This window comes from Chamaesiphon sp., from assembly GCF_041738855.1.
GTDB lineage: Bacteria > Cyanobacteriota > Cyanobacteriia > Cyanobacteriales > Chamaesiphonaceae > Chamaesiphon.
Genome location: NZ_JBGSPA010000062.1, coordinates 1 through 21,934, shown reverse-complemented (window position 1 = coordinate 21,934; position 21,934 = coordinate 1). Strand labels below are relative to the sequence as shown.

The 21,934-nt window shown below is 46.1% G+C and carries 19 protein-coding genes and 1 rRNA gene; 11 read left to right on the top strand and 9 right to left on the bottom strand.

Going from position 1 to position 21,934, the window contains the following annotated elements; genetic code table 11:
* Positions 1 to 165 precede the first annotated feature (165 nt).
* The 4 genes from ACEW9I_RS06365 (at position 166) to ACEW9I_RS06350 (ending at position 2,414) form a co-directional block, all read left to right on the top strand.
* Positions 166 to 777, top strand: coding sequence for a hypothetical protein (locus ACEW9I_RS06365; RefSeq protein WP_373539511.1), 612 nt, complete (start codon positions 166 to 168; stop codon positions 775 to 777).
* Positions 778 to 881: 104 nt separating this feature from the next.
* A complete protein-coding gene (locus ACEW9I_RS06360) occupies positions 882 to 1,643 on the top strand; it encodes a Uma2 family endonuclease (protein WP_373539510.1) in 762 nt (253 codons plus the stop codon).
* Positions 1,644 to 1,821: 178 nt separating this feature from the next.
* Positions 1,822 to 2,061, top strand: coding sequence for a hypothetical protein (locus ACEW9I_RS06355; RefSeq protein WP_373539509.1), 240 nt, complete (start codon positions 1,822 to 1,824; stop codon positions 2,059 to 2,061).
* Between the two features lie 5 nt (positions 2,062 to 2,066).
* On the top strand, positions 2,067 to 2,414 hold the full coding sequence (locus ACEW9I_RS06350) for a type II toxin-antitoxin system PemK/MazF family toxin (protein ID WP_373539508.1): 348 nt from the start codon (positions 2,067 to 2,069) through the stop codon (positions 2,412 to 2,414).
* Between the two features lie 1,060 nt (positions 2,415 to 3,474).
* On the opposite strand, the gene eno is transcribed toward ACEW9I_RS06350, so the two are convergent.
* Positions 3,475 to 4,740 carry a phosphopyruvate hydratase gene (gene eno / locus ACEW9I_RS06345; RefSeq protein WP_373539520.1) on the bottom strand — a complete coding sequence of 422 codons (1,266 nt, stop codon included), beginning with the start codon at positions 4,738 to 4,740 and terminating at the stop codon, positions 3,475 to 3,477.
* Positions 4,741 to 4,919: 179 nt separating this feature from the next.
* On the opposite strand from eno, the gene gloA reads away from it, so the two are divergent.
* The 4 genes from gloA (at position 4,920) to ACEW9I_RS06325 (ending at position 8,322) form a co-directional block, all read left to right on the top strand.
* Positions 4,920 to 5,306: a lactoylglutathione lyase gene (gene gloA, locus ACEW9I_RS06340; RefSeq protein ID WP_373539507.1), complete on the top strand. Its 387-nt coding sequence runs from the start codon at positions 4,920 to 4,922 to the stop codon at positions 5,304 to 5,306.
* Positions 5,307 to 5,518: 212 nt separating this feature from the next.
* The gene (locus tag ACEW9I_RS06335) at positions 5,519 to 6,976 is read left to right on the top strand and encodes a DNA phosphorothioation-associated putative methyltransferase (RefSeq protein WP_373539506.1); all 1,458 of its coding nucleotides are present in this window, start codon (positions 5,519 to 5,521) and stop codon (positions 6,974 to 6,976) included.
* 183 nt (positions 6,977 to 7,159) lie between these two features.
* Positions 7,160 to 7,894, top strand: coding sequence for a 2-phosphosulfolactate phosphatase family protein (locus tag ACEW9I_RS06330; RefSeq protein ID WP_373539505.1), 735 nt, complete (start codon positions 7,160 to 7,162; stop codon positions 7,892 to 7,894).
* A 131-nt stretch (positions 7,895 to 8,025) separates the two neighbouring features.
* The gene (locus ACEW9I_RS06325; RefSeq protein WP_373539504.1) at positions 8,026 to 8,322 is read left to right on the top strand and encodes a type II toxin-antitoxin system Phd/YefM family antitoxin; all 297 of its coding nucleotides are present in this window, start codon (positions 8,026 to 8,028) and stop codon (positions 8,320 to 8,322) included.
* Positions 8,323 to 8,429: 107 nt separating this feature from the next.
* On the opposite strand, the gene ACEW9I_RS06320 is transcribed toward ACEW9I_RS06325, so the two are convergent.
* Positions 8,430 to 8,576: a hypothetical protein gene (locus ACEW9I_RS06320; RefSeq protein ID WP_373539503.1), complete on the bottom strand. Its 147-nt coding sequence runs from the start codon at positions 8,574 to 8,576 to the stop codon at positions 8,430 to 8,432.
* An 85-nt stretch (positions 8,577 to 8,661) separates the two neighbouring features.
* Between ACEW9I_RS06320 and ACEW9I_RS06315 the strand changes: the two genes are divergently transcribed.
* Both ACEW9I_RS06315 and ACEW9I_RS06310 read left to right on the top strand, forming a co-directional pair.
* Positions 8,662 to 9,771, top strand: coding sequence for a glycosyltransferase family 4 protein (locus ACEW9I_RS06315; RefSeq protein WP_373539502.1), 1,110 nt, complete (start codon positions 8,662 to 8,664; stop codon positions 9,769 to 9,771).
* Positions 9,772 to 9,907: 136 nt separating this feature from the next.
* Positions 9,908 to 11,182: a lipid-A-disaccharide synthase-related protein gene (locus ACEW9I_RS06310; protein ID WP_373539501.1), complete on the top strand. Its 1,275-nt coding sequence runs from the start codon at positions 9,908 to 9,910 to the stop codon at positions 11,180 to 11,182.
* Between the two features lie 104 nt (positions 11,183 to 11,286).
* Here ACEW9I_RS06310 and ACEW9I_RS06305 read toward each other — a convergent pair whose 3' ends face one another.
* The 5 genes from ACEW9I_RS06305 to ACEW9I_RS06285 all read right to left on the bottom strand — a co-directional run bounded on the left by ACEW9I_RS06305 (position 11,287) and on the right by ACEW9I_RS06285 (position 18,848).
* Positions 11,287 to 13,362, bottom strand: a complete 2,076-nt coding sequence (locus ACEW9I_RS06305) for a DUF3769 domain-containing protein (RefSeq protein WP_373539500.1) — start codon at positions 13,360 to 13,362, stop codon at positions 11,287 to 11,289.
* 39 nt (positions 13,363 to 13,401) lie between these two features.
* Positions 13,402 to 13,521 carry a photosystem II reaction center protein I gene (gene psbI / locus ACEW9I_RS06300; protein WP_373539499.1) on the bottom strand — a complete coding sequence of 40 codons (120 nt, stop codon included), beginning with the start codon at positions 13,519 to 13,521 and terminating at the stop codon, positions 13,402 to 13,404.
* 101 nt (positions 13,522 to 13,622) lie between these two features.
* Entirely contained in the window at positions 13,623 to 15,458 is a 1,836-nt protein-coding gene (locus ACEW9I_RS06295) for an N-acetylmuramoyl-L-alanine amidase (RefSeq protein ID WP_373539498.1), read from the bottom strand.
* Between the two features lie 312 nt (positions 15,459 to 15,770).
* The gene (gene gcvT / locus ACEW9I_RS06290; RefSeq protein WP_373539497.1) at positions 15,771 to 16,880 is read right to left on the bottom strand and encodes a glycine cleavage system aminomethyltransferase GcvT; all 1,110 of its coding nucleotides are present in this window, start codon (positions 16,878 to 16,880) and stop codon (positions 15,771 to 15,773) included.
* 432 nt (positions 16,881 to 17,312) lie between these two features.
* Positions 17,313 to 18,848: a phosphomannomutase/phosphoglucomutase gene (locus ACEW9I_RS06285; RefSeq protein ID WP_373539496.1), complete on the bottom strand. Its 1,536-nt coding sequence runs from the start codon at positions 18,846 to 18,848 to the stop codon at positions 17,313 to 17,315.
* Positions 18,849 to 18,936: 88 nt separating this feature from the next.
* Between ACEW9I_RS06285 and ACEW9I_RS06280 the strand changes: the two genes are divergently transcribed.
* The gene (locus ACEW9I_RS06280; protein ID WP_373539495.1) at positions 18,937 to 20,271 is read left to right on the top strand and encodes a hypothetical protein; all 1,335 of its coding nucleotides are present in this window, start codon (positions 18,937 to 18,939) and stop codon (positions 20,269 to 20,271) included.
* A gap of 23 nt (positions 20,272 to 20,294) precedes the next feature.
* Here ACEW9I_RS06280 and sigC read toward each other — a convergent pair whose 3' ends face one another.
* Positions 20,295 to 21,560, bottom strand: a complete 1,266-nt coding sequence (gene sigC, locus ACEW9I_RS06275; RefSeq protein WP_373539494.1) for an RNA polymerase sigma factor SigC — start codon at positions 21,558 to 21,560, stop codon at positions 20,295 to 20,297.
* A 244-nt stretch (positions 21,561 to 21,804) separates the two neighbouring features.
* Positions 21,805 to 21,922, bottom strand: a 5S ribosomal RNA gene (rrf, locus tag ACEW9I_RS06270).
* Between the last annotated feature and the right edge of the window lie 12 nt (positions 21,923 to 21,934).

The window sequence follows — 21,934 nt, the reverse complement described above, 5'->3', positions numbered from 1 at the left end:
TGTTTAGAGCGATTATTCCTGCTACTGTTAAAATTTTAGAGAATGCGATCGATTACTTCAATCGAGCATAGATAGCAAGATCGATGGTTTGAAGGGTTTCCGTTAAAGTAACGATTCGATCGCCATAACACCTACTTGTACCTACAACCATAGAGCAAGATGCTGATGATTCAAGCAACCCAAGAACGCAAGAAAAGTTTTTCTAGTTTCAGCTACAAAGAGGCGTTCCAGCAGTTGGGCATTGTTGAATTACAGCGTTGGGATATCGAAGCTGAACCCGTAGCAATTAGTGATTTTTTCAGACAACGACTGGAACGGCTACAGCGGTTCGATCTGGAGAGCTTGGAGGTATCTAAGACGTTGCTAATTGATGCGATTTGTGAGGAGGGGTTGGAGGGATTCGATCGTCTCAAGGTCTGGAAAGGAGCCTATTTGGAAGGGGAGAAGACTTGTGGGAATGCGGATTATCTGATTGCCGAGCGGCGGGGATATTTGGAAGCACCCTATGTGTGCGTAATTGAGGCAAAGAAAGATGACTTCGAGCAGGGAGCCGCGCAGTGTTTGGTAGAGATGCAGGCTTGTCAGTGGGTTAATCGACAGTTGGGGCGGGAGATCGCGATTTATGGGATTGTGACGAATGGTGAGGGTTGGAAGTTTTATCGGCTTCAGTTGGATGGAGTGGTGTCAGGATCTCTGCTACATGGGATTGGAGAAATGTCGATCTTGTTGGGGTTGTTGCGGGTATTCTTTGGATTGTGCGAACAGAATTTGAATTAGATCGCTGCTACATAGTCAGAATTAATGAAACCCCAACAGAATATATTAGGCAACTAGATTTGATATCATTGAATGAAGGTTCTCTGGATTTGCAGGCATTTTGTATGACTATTGCCCAATCGCTACCGACGCTATCATTGCCAGATCATACCCAGCTACCTGAGTCGGATGGGACATTTGTGAAGAATTTTCAAGAACATCCTCAGAGTATCTTGCTAACTAGTTCTATTCGCCCCGTACTAGAACAACTGCACCCAGATGGACGCTACTGTATTGGTCAAGACTCTGGTATTTATTGGCGATCGATCGAGCCGCCAGAGCGCGGAGCAGAAGCACCAGGCTGGTTCTATGTCCCTAATGTAGCTTCGCTGCTAGATGGCAAGTATCGTCGCTCTTATGTGATGTGGAAAGAGATCGTTGCGCCGCTAATCGCGATCGAATTTGTTTCTGGCGATGGCTCCGAAGAGCGCGATGCTACTTCTCCTTTTCTCAATTCAGAAGCAAAAGCTGGAAAATTTTGGGTTTACGAACAGGCAATTCGCATTCCGTTCTATGCTATTTACGAGGTGCAAAAAGCATCAGTCGAAGTCTATGAATTGGTTGCCCAGCAATATCAGCTATTAGGAGCAAACGATCGCGGTCACTACACAATTTCGTCTCTCGGCGTGGAGTTAGGGATCTGGCAAGGGAAAGTAGATAACCAGACTTTGCCTTGGCTGCGTTGGTGGGATAGTAACGGTGACTTACTGCTAACTGGAGAGGAACGGGCAGATGTAGAAAAACAACGAGCGGATGTAGAAGCACAACGGGCAGATAGACTCGCTGCCAAACTACGAGAAATGGGTGTAGATCCTCAAGATATCTGAGCGAGTCTCCAGAAAAATCGTAGGTTGGGTAGCGGATGCGCGTTCGTCGGGTTTCCCGACGGTTTAGCGCACCAAGCAGAGCAATGCGAAACCCAACGAACACACCAATACCCTGGAAATGTTGGGTTTCATTCTTCAACCCAACCTACCGCTACTACTACCCACAAGGAGTTTACCCATGCAATCGGCCCTACATATCACAGCTAAAGTACTACCAGGCAACCGACTCGAAGTTCAGCTTCCTGACGGCGCAGAAGGTCAAGAAGTCGAAGTATTTATCGTCATGCCAATCGTTCCCGCTCATACTCCAGATCCCAGAATCGCTCTCCTGGCTGAAATGTCCCGCGACCCAGGCATTCAGGCAGAAATCACCGCGATCGATCGGGAATTTGCAGTTGCGGAAATCGATGGACTGTAAACCTAGTGAGTATCAAACGCGGACAGATTTATTTCGTCAACCTCGATCCGGTTAAAGGACGCGAACAAGCTAGAAAAAGACCAGTTCTCGTGCTGTCGATCGATGAAATCAACGATCTACCACTAGTTGTAACCGTCATTATCGGCACAAAGGGAACCACCACGACTAGAGACTACCCAACCAACGTGCGCGTTACACCAGCAGAAAGTGGATTACCTTTAGAAACAATATTTCTTGGTTTTCAGATGCGTTCCCTAGATTCCCATCGGTTCCCTAGCGAATCAGCCGGAACCCTAACTGCCGAGAAAATGCTCGAAGTCGGAACAGCAGTCCGCTATTGCCTCGGACTATAAAACTCATCTTGAGGCTTACCCGACCGCAAAAATCGTAGGTTGGGTAGAGCAACGCGAAACCCAACGAACACACCAATATCCTAGAAATGTTGGGTTTCATTCTTCAACCCAACCTACCCCTACTCAACTCAATTTTGTAGTGATCGCCTTCAGTAAATCAGACAGTTGTAGGTTGGGTAGAGTGAAGCGAAACCCAACATCATTGATGTCGATTACCTACGCTATACTACACGATCGAGCGATAATTTTGACAGGGCATGAAGATGCTCCTCAATGGCGATCGCTCCTCAAACACTGGGATTGTTGGGTTTAGCGGGCTTCAACCCAACCTACAGGGAGAAATCTACTATTAAATTATCTGTAATTATGCAACTCTAATAATTAGAAAGATTTCCAAAAGCGGTTACCATTTATTAATAAGCGGTAACCGCTTTTAGCTAATTTTGCTCAAGCTATTAATATTATATAATCCTTCCTAAAAAGCAGAAATAAAATTGCTTGACAACTTCAGCTTTATATATTATGTTCATAAATATGACTTCAAATGTACAAGAATAGATTGTAAATTTATTTGAAAATAACTTATGTTTAAGCGCGACAAAAAAGGCTTTCAAAAGCTTCTACCATCTCAGAAATGCTTCATACTTTGGAGAGCGGATACAGATGAGTATCTTGCAAAAGCTAAGTCTAATGATTCTTGTATTTTTACTGGATGGTGTAAGTATCCAGGTAAAGCTTTGATGTTCGTAAGCGTAAAAAGTGCCGCTAACTTTTGCTTGAAGCATGAAATTTCTAACCCTTGCGGACTAGATATAATGGAGTATGAGGACATTGGAGATCGAATTCAAGTAACTTCTACAGGCAAAATGGTTTAGGATTGCCGTATAACCTTTACAGGTAGGAGACTATAGCATTCATTTCTCATTACCAATCTTTGGACTTCCCAGCGACGATCGCACTTGTCAGGTTAACCAACAGTTTGCGGAAGATTAAAAAAACAGTAGGGGTAATTGATGAATTACCCCTACTGTTTTTTTTAGTCAACTATTATCCAAAGCGATTATTCCAATCCAGCGTAGATAGCCAGATCGCCTAATTCATCCTCGATTCGTAATAGGCGGTTGTATTTTGCCACCCGTTCGCTCCGACAGAGAGAACCCGTCTTGATTTGTCCCGCACGGGTAGCGACTGCTAGATCCGCGATCGTGGTATCTTCAGTTTCGCCAGAGCGATGACTGATGATTGACTTGAAGCCGTTGCGAGTGCCCAGATCGATCGTTTGGAGCGTTTCGGTGAGAGTACCGATTTGATTGAGTTTGATCAAAATGGCATTGGCTGATTTCTCCTTGATGCCTTGGCGCAAGCGGACGGAATTGGTGACAAATAAATCATCGCCGACTAGTTGGACTTTCGAGCCGATTTTTTGGGTGAGCAATTGCCAGTTTGCCCAATCTTCCTCATGTAACCCATCTTCGATCGAGATAATCGGATACTTGGTAGTCAGATCGGCTAAATAGTCGATGAATTCACCAGGGGTATGACTGCTACCGTCGTAGATATAGTTACCATCTTTGTAGAATTCACTGGCTGCGACATCGAGTGCTAGGGCGACTTGTTCGCCTGGTTTGTAGCCAGCCGATTCGATCGCTGCCATCAACAGTTCTAGTGATGCTTGATTGGACTCCAAATTGGGCGCGAAGCCGCCTTCATCCCCAACGCCAGTGAGGAGACCTTTTTGATCCAAAACTTTGCTCAGGGCGGCAAATACTTCGGCTCCCCACCGCAGAGCTTCCCTGAATGAAGTCGCACCCACAGGCACGATCATAAACTCTTGGAAATCGATGTTATTGGCTGCGTGAGAGCCACCATTGATCACATTCATCAGTGGTACAGGCAACAGATTTGCCAAGGGGCCGCCCAAATAGCGGTAAAGTGGCACTCCGAGGGCGTTGGATACCGCTTTGGCATTGGCTAACGATACCGCTAAAATAGCATTAGCCCCTAATTTAGACTTAGTTGGGGTACCATCGAGTTCGATCATCGATCGATCGATCGCGATTTGATCGAAGGCATCCATCCCTTCCAGAGCTGGCGCGATTTTGTCCTCAATGTTGGCAACAGCCTTGAGCACACCCTTCCCGCCGTAACGACTAGGATCGTCATCCCGCAATTCGTGGGCTTCAAAACTACCTGTCGATGCGCCACTGGGGATTTGAGCTAGCCCAAATCCACCATTGGCTAAATATACTTCGGCTTCTACGGTCGGACGACCGCGAGAGTCAAGAATCTCTCTGGCTCTGATTTCAGCAATCGCCATATCTGGCATGTTCATACTCATTCCCTCTTCCTTACGATCGCGATCGATGCTTGTACAAACAACGTAGCTTGACACCCTGATTATCCGTTCCTCGGCAACGATCGGTGCCAACAGGTTATCATACGACCTGAAGACACCTTAGTTAGCAAATTTAGTTACCAAATGATTAAATAAGGCTATTTAATGCGATGCGTTTACTACATGCGATGCTCAGAGTTGGCGATTTGGAGGCTTCCATTCGCTTTTATTGCGAAGTTTTGGGGATGAAGTTACTCCGCCGCGAAGATTTTCCCGAGGGAAGGTTTACGCTGGCTTTTGTCGGTTATGGAGCCGAATCGGAGCAGACAGCGATCGAGCTGACGCACAATTGGGATACCTCAGCCTACACGATCGGCGATGCTTACGGGCATATCGCGATCGGGGTGGATGATATCTATGCTACTTGCGAAGCGATTTCCACTAAAGGTGGCAAAGTCATCCGCGCTCCAGGGGCGATGAAACATGGTACGACTGTAATTGCTTTTGTCGAAGATCCCACTGGTTATAAGGTTGAATTAATTCAAGTCGGTAAATAACATCGAGATCTGTAGGGGCTTTGTTTATGCGACAAATACAGAGCGCACTAGAAACTTAATTCAAACCCGCCAAAACCCATTATAAATTAATAGAAAGTTCGCTGTAACTAGATTTTAGAATAAGCTGAAATTGAGATGGTGGGCAGTGCCCACCCTACAAAATTGCTAAATCTTAAAATATACTGTCAACTGTCAACTGTCAACTAACTCCCATGTCGCACATCCCACCTGGAGTAGAAGTCGAACGACATCGCGCTGCTATGACGCGGGTAGAATTATCTCGTCCGGTGAGACTCGCGATCGAGTCGGGTATTATTACAGCAGAGACGAGTATTTTTGACTATGGTTGTGGCATCGGTGGTGATGTCAAAAGATTGAAATCTGCGGGCTATAGTTGTGAAGGTTGGGATCCATATTATTTTCCAGATGTTGAGATCCGATCGGCTGATGTAGTTAATCTCAGCTATATCATCAATGTAATTGAAGATCCCGACGAACGCGATCGAGCATTGACTCATGCCTGGGAATTGACAGGAGGAGTATTGATCGTTGCTGCCCAGATTTTGGTTAACGATCTCAGCGGTATGTTAGCTTATGGTGATGGAATTTTAACTAAGCGTAATACATTTCAAAAATACTATCAACAAGTAGAACTAAAAGAATATATCGATCGAGTGCTGAGTGTCGATGCAATTCCCATTGGGCTAGGAATTTTCTTAGTATTTCGCGATGCGTCTCAAGCCGAAGGTTTTCGGGCGGCGAGACTGTATACGCGGATGACGACGCCGCGTGTGAGAGTTGAGAGCAAACGGTTTGAAGATTATCAAGCTCAACTCGCACCGCTGATGGAATTTGTCAGTCAACGCGGACGGATTCCGATTAAGGGAGAACTAGCCGCAGAGGCTGAATTAGTTACTGAGTTTGGTAATATCAAGCGGGCATTTCAGATCGTTTTAACTGCCACTGATGAAGTAGAATGGGATGCGATCGCCTATCAACGATCGTTAGATTTACAAGTTTATTTAGCTTTATCCCAATTCGGACAAAGACGCAGTTTACGAAATTTATCTATGGCAATGAAGGCAGATATTAAAGCTTTTTTTGGTAGCTATGATGAAGCTTGCACAGTTGCAGATCGATTATTATTTAAAATTGGCGAAGCAGGTGTAATCAAGCAAGCTTGTCAGCAGAGTAAGATCGGTAAATTATTACCCACGGCTCTCTATGTCCATATCTCTGCACTCAACGAAATCGATCCCAAACTCCGACTGTATGAAGGTTGTGCTAGTCGGAATATCGGCGGTACTGAGGATGCGAATATCATTAAATTCCATACCGATAAACCCTGTATCTCTTATCTCTACTATCCCGATTTTGAATCGATCGCCCATCCAGCATTATCCTGGGCGATGTTAATTGACTTACGAGATTTGAGCCTACGATTTCGTGACTATTCCCAACAAGAAAATCCACCGATCCTGCATCGCAAAGAAACTTTTCTCAGTCAAAACCACTCCCTTTATTCAAAATTTGCAAAGTTCACCAAATCCGAAGAAAAAGCTGGCTTATATAGTGAAACCAAAACAATCGGCAATCGCCACGGCTGGGAAAGAAGGCTTCAAGCCTGTAATGTTCAGATTAAAAATCATCGATTAATTCGTAACTCCTAAAGTTGCTGCTAAATCTACCTAGTGAGGGCAGATTTGAATTAAATCTCGATCGCCAACGGTATTTATTGGATCGATCCACCAATACAAGTTGCTAGATATCTGTAAATTTTAGGGTGCCACTAGGATTAAGATGGGATAGGGTTATCTATCCCCTGCCGAACCAGCCATATTTCTGTCCTAATTGTGAAACTATATACTTACCACACCCCCGAACGCACGCCTGCAAACGAGCTTCCTGTCTGTGCGATCGCGATTGATGTACTACGAGCAACCTCGACGATTGCCGCAGCCTTAAGCTCTGGAGCTGAAGCAATTCAGGCGTTTAGCAACATGGAGACGCTAATGCAAGTGAGTGACAAGTGGCCGTCTGAATTACGCTTGCGCGGCGGTGAGCGGGGTGGTGCCAAAGTAGCAGGTTGCGATCTGGGCAACTCGCCGCTAGATTGCACGCCAACAGTGGTCGGTGGCAAACGCTTATTTATCAGTACCACTAATGGTACTCGCACCTTACAGCGCGTACAAGACGCGAAAATTGTCCTCGCCGCCGCGTTAGTCAATCGTCAAGCGATCGTGGATTATGTCGTGTCCCAGCAGCCGGAGACAGTCTGGATGGTAGGCTCGGGCTGGGAGGGTGATTACTCGCTAGAGGATACCGTGTGTGCGGGAGCGATCGCCGATAGTATTATTACTAAATTAAATGTGCCGTTATCAGAAGTAGCTGGTAATGATGAACTAGTAGCCTCGATCGCGTTATACCGTCAGTGGAAGGACAATCTTTTGGACTTATTTTATCTCGCCAGTCACGGACAGAGATTGGTGCGCTTGGAATGTTTTGACGATCTCAAATTTTGCGCGACTCCTGACACGCTAGATATTGTACCGATTCAAACTAGCGTAGGCGTCTTGCAAGCAAAGTAGAGTGATATCGGGCGAGATTCCTGACTACTTACTGGCAATGAGTGGAGTATGACCACTATTTATCGATGGTCTCAGATTTGACATTATCTAGACACCTGCGGCATCATATAAGCATGATATATAGTGCTTATATGATGCTAGACCTTAGCCGAGATATCAACTCTCTTTCCAATTTCAAGCGCAACACTAATAATTTTATCGATCGACTCAAAGAAACTAAATCCCCACTAGTTCTGACGATTAATGGCGTATCCGAGCTAGTCGTCCAAAGTGCCGAAGGATATCAACAGTTGCTCGAACGGATTGAATATCTGGAGACAACTGCTGGCATCAGACAAGGACTCAATGAATTAGAAAAAGGTCAAGCGGTTGCAGCTATTCCAGCACTGGAAACACTCAAAACTAAGCTTCAACAGCCTCAAGCATGAATTATAGTGTCGAAATTTTGCCTCAGGCACTAGATAATATTGAATCTGCAATATGGTTTAGTAGGTGTAGTGGCGTGACCGGACTAAAACTGTGGGCATTCAGAACTCTACAAAATACAATTAATAATCTTTTGAGCGATCGCGTTACCCACAGTTTTAGTCGTGTCGAGCCAGTAGGGTGGGCACTGCCCACCAGCTAGATTGTGAGTAACATCTAGCCGTTCGATATTTGAACGTATTTCAATTACAGACAATCTTTACAGCTCGATTTTTGTATTTGAAACTTGCATTAATATTGCTTACACCCTAGCTGGTGGGCAGTGCCCACCCTACATTAATATGGGGCGTATAAAACATTTAGTTTATATTTTACCTTATCTAAATTTAGGCGGCACCGAACGACAAGCCTTGAGTCTCATTCATGAGTATCAAGATCGTTATCGGGTGACATTGCTTGCGCCGACGGGTAAAGGGTTGCCACCTTTTGTCGAACAACAACTCGATTATTGTGAATTTACAGCATGGGAGCGAAACTTTTTCAAGGGATTACGAGAACTAATTGCTGGGATTAAAGCCGCACAAAAACGTCAATCGATCGATCTGATTCACGTTCATGGTGCTCATGAATTAACGATCCCGATCCGGTTGCTATTTCCCAATTTACCAATCGTCTTTACCGTACATGGCTATCATGGAGCTAGTGCGGAAGTCAGCTATCGATTAGCTTGTTTATTTGCCAATCTCTGGGTAACAAGAGTAATTTCTGTCTGTCAAACTGAATACGATCTGTTAGTTAAACTTGGGATGAATCCCGCCAAGCTAGAGATGATTTATAATGGGGTGCCGACACCGATACTCGATCGATCTAAAGTATTATCTCTAGCTAAACAGTTTAATTTAGATCCTACCACTCAAACAATTATCGGTACTGCCGCGAGACTATCTGAAGCCAAAGGATTGACTTACTTATTACAAGCTTTTGCACGAGTAGCAATTGCTAAACCAAACTTACGATTAGTCATTGCAGGTACGGGAGAATTAGAACGACAACTTAAACAACAGGCTCAAGATTTGGGGATTGCAGCTCAAACAATTTTTGCAGGCTACGTCAACGATCTGCCAGAATTAATGAGCTTATTCCACTTCTTTGTGTTGCCGTCGCTTCAAGAAGCCTGTAGTCTTGCATGTGCTGAAGCAATGGCTCAACAAAAAGCAGTCATCGGCACGATTATCGGTGGTATCGTCGAACAAATTGCTGATGGCAAGACAGGTTTTCTGATTCCACCTCAAGATGTAGATAGTTTAGCTGAAAAGATGCAATACTTACTCAATCGACCAGCATTAGTAGATGAATTTGCACATAATGGACGGCAAAGGTATGAGGAGTTATTTACAATCGATCGGATGTTAATTCAGACTGAAGAATTATACTCTAAACTTCTCAACTGACCCATGCGATCTCTGCTAGAGTGGTTAGGACAGGTTTGCACTAGACTTGTTCGCAGGTAGTTAATCTTGAGCATCCTAAATCTCTGTGTCCTCATTGTAGCGATCGGAGTCGAACTCACCGCTGCGGTTAAAAAATATGGATAGTCCAGATTCACAGACAGCACCTAGAAAAGTTTTATTCATTAGTAATGGACATGGCGAAGATCTCAATGCCGTCCAGATCGTCAAAGCATTACGCCAACAACAGCCACAAGTGGAAATCGGTGCGATGCCGATCGTCGGTTATGGTAATGCTTATCGTAATCTGGACATCAATATTATCGGCCCCACGGAAGCTTTACCGTCGGGTGGATTTATATACAACGACAGGTTTAAACTGCTAGAAGATATTCGTTCGGGTTTATTTACCCTGCTCTGGCGACAGATTCAAGCTATCCGTAAATATAGCAAAGATTGTGAGGCGATTTTGGCGATCGGGGATGTCGTCGTCTTGCTGGGTGCCTACTTGACAGGCAAACCATACATCTCGTTTATGGTGTCGAGTTCGGCATATTATGAGCATAGAATGCAGTTCCCCAAACTGACTGAATGGCTACTCAAATCCGATCGCTGTCGGCAGATATTCACACGCGATCGCTACACAGCAGAATTATTGAATAAGCAGGGTTATGATAAAGCCATCTTCGTCGGTTTTCCAGCAATGGATGCCTTGGAAATAACGGGCAAAGATTTACAATTATCGCCCGATTTACCCCTAGTCGCCTTATTACCTGGAAGTAGATTGCCTGAAGCTGGAAATAATTTACAGTTATTGCTGGATCTAGCGATCTCGACAACACCACTATTTCCAGATGGCATTCAATTTTGCGCCGCCGTCACACCCAATCTCTGTGTGCCTGATGCGACTGGCATCATCCCGCTCCAGCAGATAGCAGCCCAACGCGGGTGGGAGTATCACCCCACAGGTTACTTGACTCATCCCCAACATCAACTCACGGTATGCTGCATTGATGATGCCTTTGCCGATATTTTACATCAGTGCGATCTAGTTGCGGGGATGGCTGGCACCGCGATCGAGCAAGCAGTGGGTTTGGGCAAACCCATTATTCAAATTCCTGGTGCTGGCCCTCAGTTTACCTATACTTTCGCTGAAGCGCAAATGCGGCTATTGGGTGCGTCTATTCAGACTATCGGCACCAAACCAGCCACTGCGGCAACTATTACCGCAGCGGCACAGGCGATCGATCGTACGCTCAACGATCCAGATTACATCCAACAATGTCAAGCAAATGGACTAAATCGGATCGGTGGTGCGGGTGGTGGTGACGCAATGGCGCGGATTTTCGCCGATCTATTTTTAAAAACCGATTTATCCTCAACGGATAAACAGAGCAGTCGCCAGGGCAGCTAGGACATTTTGTGAGGCTAGATCCCCGACTTCTTGGAGAAGCGGCTCTCTCCGGTCGGGTCTCCCGACCATGGAAGAGAGACAAGACAGTCGGGGATCTGACAACTCTAAAATCTCGGTGCAACTCCATCCCAATCAAAATCATTCAATCTAAACCCGATCGAACCCAATCCTAGTGTCGGATTGTACCGAATGATAAAATTGTAAGTACGACGACTATATTCGACATAATAATCGGTACTTAGTTGGCGTCCGCTATCGAGATTGAGTGATGACTGAATGCCTAATTTGACTGGCCCACTAATTTGTTGATTGATACCCGCTGACAAGATCCGATTGTCTGCCAAACGATCGAAGATAAATGGCGAACTATTGGTCGGAAATTGTTGATAATAGTTAAGATTAAATCCTGTATAGTCAAAACTCGGTTTGGCAAAATTACCAAACTGTCCTTGAATCCCGACATTGTAGCCGAGAAATGATTGATTCTCGCCGTTGCTATAACCGTTATATCCACCTCTAATTCCAGTATTGAGCTGGACATAGGGAACGACCGGAATGGGACTATAGTTGTAAGTCTCTTTACTATCTGCGGGCAATCCTTTACCCTCCCACAACCGGAAACTTTTATTGAGGTTGGCGAGCGTCTGATAGCGATTGAGTGTCACCAGACTGGGAGCGGTGTTTGCGCCAATTAGATTTTGGCGATCGGTATTGGCGGTGAGATTTTGCAAGCCAACTTGATAGTTAAAATTAACGCCTGTATTGCCAACAGGGATATTAGCAGAAGTTAAAACCGCACCAACAATAGACTGGACATCTTGATATCCTAACGAGTTATTGTAAACTAATTGGCGATAGACTGCCTGTCCAGTTAACAGATGGGGATAGCCAAGTAAACTCAGATTTTGGTTGACATTAACGTCGCCCCGAAAGTTGTTTTTGAAGTTGTTGAGATCGAAGCCGGATAGGGCCGCTGATGCTTGAACTGTGGTATCCGAACCAAGATTACCGACTAGATTTGTGGTTACCCCAAAGACGGAAGTGTCTAAAAATTTTAACCCACTAATCGCACGTTGAACGAAGTATTGTGGGGTAATTGTGAGTTTAAATCTTGGGTCAAAAATTGGATAAAAACTATTTTGAATATAGACACCACCGCGATCGGTCGAGTCAAAACCAATATTCCCCAACGGATTGGCATCATCGTTAGTTTTACCCAATCTATTTAAGACAAACCTGTCGCGCGGAATCGGAATATCAAAGCTATTTTCGATATTAACCCGCCCGCTACTGACAGCGATCTCATTTTCTTCAGTATTGATTGTTTTGAACTGCGCTCTGTCAGCTTTGATTTGTAGTTCTGGCGGTGAAAATGGGTCGTTGGTGATGCGGATTTTTTCGGCGACTACCCGCTCATCGCTAAAGAAGTCAATCTTATCAGCTTGAAAGCGTAGCCGCGAGATCGTACCGCTGGGTCTGAGTGTTGGCTGATAGTCAATGTCTCGATCGTTCGTGGCAACTCCGATGCTACCAGTGCTTCTAATATTAGTGACTGGTTGGTCGTCACGCAAGCGATCGCTCAATAACGGCTCGGTAAATGTTGTTTGGCTGGCGGTGTTGGTGGTGGTAGTGCTGGCATTGGGGGTAGCGGCTCTGGGCACTATATTTAGATCGGACACCAGTGTCGGCTGATAGATATCGCCTCTGGCTTCGAGGATACTCCCGCGATCTTCACCAAAGTTGTACTCAAATTGGGTGCCGTAAAGGACTTGTTTCCCGCGAACTAGTGACACATTGCCCTCAGCGGTAGCAATTTTGGTTTTGAGATTTACCCGCAGTCTGTCAGCGCGCAGTAGTGCGCGATTGAACCGGACGAATACTTTGCCGTTGGCGGTGATAACTTGCGTATTATTGTCAAATTCTTGTTGTTCGGCGTTGAGTTCGATCGTCCCATTCGGTGCGGCTATATTGGTAGTAGGAGGACTACTGCCATTCTGGACGATCGTGTATGTCAGCGGTGCGGTAGACTCGACTGGCGTGGCGTTGGCAGGTAGTGGTGATGGTGGTTGAGCCAGTACAGGACGTAGAGAAATGCCGATCGAGTAGTAGGACAACAGTATTAGATACTGAGCGACTTTCCAGGTGCGCCGACCTGCATCCCGATGTGACTGTTTCCCCACGCTGTTACTCCCTAGCTTTGGCTATTTGTCTGATTTATATTATTCAGACAGATCGCGGCTGTTGGGGTTCCGAGATGGGTCGTTGGACAAGAACCCAAAGATGAATACGAGCAGGAATGCTGCTACGACAATATTGACGACAATTTTCAAGGTTCCCATCGATCGATTAGCTCCGTAAGTTTACATAACACTGCTCTATATCATAACCGATCGCGATAACTTGCGACCTGTTTGCCGCGCCGTCAGGGGATGTAAGACTATTAATTGGCTGCTGTCAGTAACCATTGGGTAATCCCATCGGCGATCGATTTCGCCATTTTTTGCTGCTCCTGGGGATTGGCAATCAGTTCAAACTCGCTTGGATTGCTCATGAACCCCCACTCTAATAGCACTGAGGGCGCAGATACCGGACGTGCCAAAGCCAGATTGTCCCAGAACACCCCATAGGAGGGGCGACCCGTATCTTTGACGACATAGTTGTGGAGATACATGGCGAGGCTCTGCGCTTGGGCATGATACCAGTAAGTTGAGAAACCTTTGGTGTCGGGATTGCCACCGTCAGGGAGCGAGTTGTGATGGACGGAGAGCGCGAGGGTCGGTTCGAGGTTGTCGATGATGGTTTGGCGATCGCTTAGTTCGATGAATTTGTCTGATTCTCGTGATAGATATACGGCTGCACCGCGCATGGCTAGCTCATTTGCTAGCAGCTTGGAGGCGTAGAGATTTGCCTCTTTCTCGGTATAGCCATTTGGTCCGACTGCACCTGGATCTTTGCCGCCGTGTCCGGGATCGAGGAGGATTTTGGTACCAGTGAGGGGCTTGCTAAGATTGGTGCGATCGAGTTTGGGGGGATGACGGAGGGATAGGATGAGGTTGCTACCCTGGTATCTGAGCTTGTAACCCCACTGTTGTTTGGATTTGAGGTTAAAGACGTATTGGACTACTCCAGGACTGCTCTGCTTCCAATCTAGCCGCGAAACGATGGGGTTATCGTTGAAGCGGATGATTTCAGTTTGGGCGGTGGTGTTGTACAACGTCAGGGTGAGTGTATTGGTACCTTGCTCTAGAGTCACGGGTACGGGTACTTGCAGCGGGATGATGACATCGGTTGAGCCGTCGCGTTCTCGACTTGTGACACTTTTGACGATCGTTCTGGGTGGTAGTGTCACGCCGCTAGTTACTTGCACCTGACTTGCCAAGATCCAACCACCATAATCCAGCCTTACCCAGTTGGCTGGCGTACCGTTATTGTTGCTTACCTCACGAGCGGTAATTGCCGCCTTGGTACCCTTTGGTAGCGGTGTCAGGCGACTAAAATCCGAACCAGCACCCGTACGCACAACTCCACTTTCGACAATTACTTCCGCAACGTCTAAATTTGTCGGTGATAAGATCTGAATTTTCCCAGGCGCGACTTGAGATACAGTCGTCGGGGGATTGCCGACTTCGAGCTTGTAAGTAGGATTGCCCAAATCCGCAGCGGCTGAGGCGATCGCACACCCTAGATATTGTCCTGCTCCGTACATTGCCTGCGGTTGATTTCGATCGATCAAGGCGGCTTTATTATCAGGTAGTTCGACACTACTCATTTGTTCTTGAAGTTTGATATCTTGCCCAGCTACATTCACATTTACTTTAGCTTTCGTCGGCCCATTTGCCCCAAAACATACTAGCTCTCCAGGCATCCGCGCCATGTCCCCTTGGGGTGCGAGTGAGTTGGGGACAAAACTATCTTTAGGTAAAGTGGTATTGGCGGCTGCCGATCGCGTGACGACGATCGTTTTTGATTGTCCTTGATAATTGACGGCGAAGGTATTTTTGCCAACTTTGAGATCGAAAACCGAAGCAAAATGTCCCTGCTGACTGCGGGGTACAAACTTGTTATTTACAGATACTTTGCCAGCGACAGGCGCACTCCCAATCAGGAAGATCCGATCAGCTGCTGTCTGATAGTCGGCGGGTGGATATGAGACATATAGGGATTTTGAGGTAGCTGGTTGCGGTGCCACCAGTTGGGCGACAACCAGCGGTACGCAGAGCGAGGACGAGACGATCGCGCCACCCACAAGTCCTAACTGCGAATACTTGCCGAGCATGATGTTTGGGTAATGGATTGGGTTTGGAGTAAAGCAATGCTCCGACTGTTGGCTGGTGTCGTCCAGCAAAAGATCGAATTAGATTCTGAGTATTGATGCCGATCTTTGAGCCGAATTATAGCATTTCTGTCGATTGCAAAACTAAGTTTGTTGTCTCGATCGTCCCCCCAAATGTTCCGCCCTCAGAGCGCATCAATTTTGAAAGTCGATTCGGGTGAGTATTCAGGAAAATTTAGCCATTGAAGTTGGGGCTAGAGGATACTAAATTTCAAATATTTTATGGCGAGGCTCAAGCTACCTCCGATCGCGATTTTAGACGCGATTGGTCGATCGGTAGAAGGGTTTTTTGACCACAGTAGCGGGGTGCAGTTTGCCTCGGATTTCGACATCGACAACTTGCCCGATGTTGGCAAATTCGGTCGGGACATAGCCTAGGGCGATCGCTTGACCGAGGGTCGGTGACATGGTACCACTGGTGACAATTCCGGCTGGTTGCCCATCAATGGCGATCGGATAATCATGCCGCGCAATATATCTACCCTGCATATTTAGCCCGACCAATTTCCGACTGACTCCCGTCGCTTTTTGGCGCACCAAGACATCGCGACCGATAAAATCCCCCTTGGTATCGAGATGCACGATCCACCCCAAGCCCGCTTCTAGCGGCGTAGTAGTATCGCTAATCTCTTGCGAGTACAAACACATCGCCGCTTCCAATCGGAGCGTGTCTCGCGCGCCCAGACCGCAAGGAGTCACCCCCGATGCGAGTAGCGCATCCCACAGTTTCACGCCGATCTCGGGAGCGACCATCACTTCAAATCCATCCTCGCCAGTGTAACCAGTGCGGGCGATAAAAGCGGGGTTTTTAAAAATTACAGCTCTGGAATGACCAAAATTCGTTAACTGGGACAAGTCGATATCGATTAATGGTTGAAGATGTGCGACTGTTTCTGGCCCCTGAACTGCGATTAAAGCTTGTTGTTCAGATCGATCCTCAAACTCGATCCGATTTAAATCTAAATGCGCCAATAACCACTCTTTATCTTTATCTTTCGTCCCCGCATTCACGATCAGCACGACATTTCCCGCTGCTTCTTGATAGACAATGATATCGTCGATAATTCCCGCTTGTGGATTCAGTAACACTGTATACTGCGCTTGACCTGGTTGCAGACGGCTGAGATCTGACGGCACCAAACCTTGCAGTTGCGCGATCGCATCTTCACCCTGCAAGGTGAACTTACCCATGTGCGAAATATCAAACATCCCCGCATGATGGCGTACAGCTTCATGTTCGGGGATGATGCCACTAAACTGGACGGGCATTTCCCACCCTGAGAAGGCAGTCATTCTGGCATTGAGCGCGATCGCGCGATCGTATAAAGGGGTGCGGAGTGGGGATTTCGATTCTGATGCAGTCACTATGTTTATTTAGCTTGAATAAGTACGAATTATAGTCAAATATTCGATCGCCAGAGCGATCGAATCCCAAATACCTCGGGTCACCATCAGGCGTGAAGACGCGACCGCACTGCACCGCCGACCCTACTCAAGATCGCATTTTAACCCACCAACTCTAATCCTCGCTTATCTAAAGCCTCAGCAGTTATCCGATTAAACTTCATCAACTCACCAGCGGTCGCAGTAGTTTCACCACATTTCCAGGCGAAGGTATCGCGACGCGCATTCGATCTTCTGTGGTTTGTTTCGTGCGATTTGAAACTACTATTCGACCAAAACTTGAGCGATTGCTATATGTAGAAAGTGCTGTTAAGCCCAAAAATTTTGTAAAGCAGGGCTTTGAGCTTACACAATTTAGTACATATTATTGTCAATACTCCCGCCAGCTAACAACTAAGATTGAAAAGCAGCAAGATTCAGCTCCTCCTGAGTTTTTAAAAACGATCTCAGTCTGTACTTGATGCGATCGATCCCACCCGACACATTTGATTCGATATTCACCGGAATCACCGGATCGTGGAGGGACAACCGTAATAAGAACCAACCATTTTCACTTTCAGACGGACACGAAACTCTGACCCCTTCATAATTATTGGGGACGATTTTCCAATCAGCTTGAATCAATGCGAATGCCTGCATGTGCTCGATGACCCTATTTCCATAAGCTTGAAAATCTGCGGTAGCAATCTTGATGCGTAACTCTTGACTCTCAACAGGTTCTTGTAAATTGGCAATTAGATCGGTTAAAGATTTCCCCGCCAATTTAGACTTAGCGAGTTCGATTAATAGCTTACTGACTAGATACGCACCATCGTCGAGAAAGTGATTTTCCTTCATCGCCGCATGTCCCGAAGTCTCGATCGCTACCCATGATTCCTGCCCAGCTCGATTTAGCCGCATTGACTCATTAATAACATTTTTATAACCCCGTTTGAATCGATGGTGAATACCACCCAAATCCTGTTCGATAAATTGTGTCAATCCATCGGAAGTAATCGAATCAGTGACAATAGTAGACTGGGGATGCTCTTGTAAAACGATCGCGCTTATCAATCCGATTAACCGATTGCGATTGAGTTCTTTCCCACTACTATCTACCGCCGCCGAGCGATCGACATCCGTATCAAAAATGATCCCAAAGTCAGCCTGATGTGCGATGACAGCTTGACAAATTGCCGCCATTGCTGTCGGATCTTCGGGGTTGGGAACATGATTGGGGAAAGTGCCATCTGGTTCTAGAAACTGGCTCCCAGTTGTATCTGCACCCAATGGCTGCAACACCCGATCGGCATAAAATCCCCCTGCACCATTACCCGCATCAACGATGATTTTTAGCCCAGCCAATGGTCGATCGAAATTTGTCGGATGATTGACACTCGCTCGAATTTGCTCGACAAATTGCTGAGCATATACCGACATAAAATCGCGATCGGTAATCCTCCCCGTCACCGCTGCAATCTCAAATTTATTAGTTACAGCCAACTTGAGAATATCCGCAATATCTTGCTTTTCTAAACCACCTCGTGGGGTAAAAAACTTCAACCCATTCCGATTGAATGGTAAATGACTAGCAGTGAGCATAATGGCTCCGTCACACTCAAATCCAGCCGTAATCGTACTCATAAACATCGCCGGAGTAGAAGCCAGCCCAAAATTGTAGGCTTGACTCCCGACAGCAGTAATTCCATCGAGTGTAGCTTGCATAATTGCTGGTCCCGACAACCGACTATCGCGTCCCACTGCTACAATCAGTTCGGTATGGGGCTTATTTGCCTGCCGTGAGAGCCACGTAACGAAGGCTTGACCGAGGATTTTGGCGATTTCGGGGGTGAGATTGACATTTTCATTTTCGACGCCTTCTAGGGCAATCCCGCGAATGTCTGAGCCGTTTTGGAGCTTGTTCCAGTTAAAATTTTGCTCGATCGCCATTTGGAGTAAAACCCGCTATTTTTCCATACGTATAGCTAAAATACTCTAAAATAAGTGGCGTAACCCGCATTATTTCTAAAATCTTTTGGTGTTTTCACCGACTACTCGCAAAAACTTGTGGTTTGAGCGATCGATGGCGACGATTGCCTCGATCGGCTTGATAGTATCCCTATTCGATCTCACCTATCTTTCCTGTCGCGATATCTACTTTCGCAATCTACCGATCGTCGTGCGCGCATACGACAGGTTCAAAGGCATCGAACCCCATCGCGAAACCGAACGTTATCTCAATGCTGTCGCACAGCTCAAACTTACAGTCGAGCAAACTGGCTTAGCCTCAGCTCAAACTCAAAGCTGGCTTCAAGAATTGGCTAGTTTGAGCGTGAGTCTGATTCAAAACAATCCCTTTCAAGTAGCTGGTAAAACTGGCAATCTCGAACAAATAAAAAATGATGTCCGCGATCGCGTCCAAAATCCATCAGCCAGAGGTGCATTTACGACCTTCTGGAGCCAAGCTTATCTCACCAAAGCTGGCTGGGAGAGAGAAATTGCATTTTACGATCGCCAGATCGAGCCTTTACTCGTCACCAATTACTACCGCAGATTGAGTCAATCTGGTAACTACGTTGATGATTTTTGGCAGATCGATTTGATTTTTATCGGTATTTTTACAGGCGAATTACTAGGTAGGGTGTTCTATATCCGCCGTCACAATCGTCAACTGAGCTGGCAACAAGTGATTATCCGCCGCTGGTACGATCTGATTTTACTCTTACCATTTGCCCAATTTCTGCGAATAATTCCGGTCATCATCCGGTTGCAGCAAGCACAATTAATCGACATCAGTTTAGTCAAATCAGAACTCAACCGCTTATTTGTCGGTCAAATTGTGAACGAACTAACGGAGGGAGTTGTCATCCAGGTGCTGCAACAAATCCAAGGTGCAATTAGATCTGGACAGATAACGCGGCTCGTCCATAGCTATCTCAACACCCCACATATCGATTTAAATAATATCAACGAAATTGAAGTTCTCATCGAGCTAAGTTTAGAAATAGTTATTTATCGAGTCATCCCCAAAATTCAGCCAGATTTAGAAGCAATTTTGCGTCACTTATTTCATAAAGCTTTATCAGAATCTCCCGCTTATCGCAACCTCCAACTGCTCCCAGGAATCGGTGAATTGCCCGCACAGGCGATCGATCGCGTTGTCAAGGAAGTCTCCACATCCATGTATACAGCCCTCACTAAAGTCCTAGAAGACCCCGATAGTGCCAAACTTAGCCGTCGCCTCGCCGAAAATTTCTCTCAATCGATCGGTGTTGAAATGCAACGCGGGCAAACAGTCATCAAAATCGAATCCTTACTCTACGACCTCATTGAAGAAATCAAGGTTACCTACAATAGCAGAGAAATATCATAATTTGCAGTGCCCCTACCCAACTACTAATTCATCGATTCCAAGTAGTCCCGCACGCGATTGCGGCGTTTTGGTTGACGCAGTTTTTGGAGAGCCTTAGATTCGATTTGACGGACGCGCTCGCGAGATAGTTCTAGTATCCGCCCGATATCAGCCAGAGAATGCGCCTGATTGTATCCTAGCCCAAACCGGAGACAGATAACTTCACGCTCTCGATCGGTCAAATCGGCTAACAATTGCACGAGTTCGCCATGCAGCGACTCCCGCATCATCAATTGCTCTGGCGTCACTTCATCGGCTTCGAGCAGATCTCCCAATTCTGTATCCCGATCTTTCCCCACCTTGACATCTAATGATACCGATCGCGGCACGCGCATCAACACTTCTTGCAATTGTACCAGTGTCATATCTAAGGCTTTGGCAACATCTTCGAGTCGCGGTGCTCTTCCGGTTTCCATACTTAATTCGCGTTGGACTTTTTTAATCTTATTGAGTTTTTCAGTAATGTGTACTGGGAGCCGAATATTCCGACTTTGGGTGGCAATGGCGCGGGTAATTCCTTGGCGAATCCACCAGTAAGCATAGGTGCTAAACCGATAACCTTTAATCGGGTCAAATTTATCTACAGCCCGCTCCAAACCCATCGTTCCTTCTTGAATTAGATCCAGGAGTTCTAATCCGCGATTTTGATATTTCTTGGCAACAGAGACAACTAGGCGGAGATTCGCCTTAATCATATGTTCTTTAGCGCGACTACCAGCCAACTGAATGGCATCAATTTCAGCAACAGTTAGGTTTGCTAGTTCTGCCCATCTTTGCTTCCCAGCCGCCAATCTGGGCTTGAGTTCTACAAAGGAAACACCTACTGCATTCGCCCAGCGTTCGGGAGAAGGACGATGCCCCAATTGAGCTGTCAATCGGTCGTGAATTTCGATCGCTTCAACGTATTGTAAAATTATGTCGTCACCTTGTCCTAACTTTGCCGCTGCTGCTGCATTGGCACGCAATTCGAGCAACTGGACATAGCGTTGAACGACCTTTGCTTCAGAGATCTCTTCATCTCTAAGCAGCAATCGCACCTTACCAATTTCTTGAAGATATAAGCGAACTAAATCCTTACTATAGTAAATATTTTTTTCAGCAGTCGGAACTGCTGTACTATCAAGGTCATCTCCAAACAACTCAGGTAAAGATGTTCTTAGGCTATCCTCATTCATGTCTATGCCGTTCAAATCCAGCTCTGGAGTGGATTCATCACATTGTACTGATTTATATAAGGATTTACTTGGCATAGACTATTCTCATGTGTACTCAAAAAATTTAGATCTGAAGGGAAAGGCTATAATCATCACCGCTATGCCTAGCATTCCCACCTTTTCCTTGAGATCCTTCACCGACCGACTAGATTTCTCTGATATTTTCAGAATAAAACAAACTGAACTCTCTCTGAGTTGGCAACAAATTGGGCACATCCTAAAAAATAGAGTAGCCCTTAATAATTTATTAAGGGCTACTCTATTTTTGTTTAAATATTGAGCTTGGCATCGAGCTATTTTGACAGGGGGCAACCCCCCAACTATCGTCGCCGTGCGAGCGTTTCACCTCCGAGTTCGGGAAGGGATCGGTGTGGTTCCACTCGGCCATAGACACCAAGCAGGTGTACATT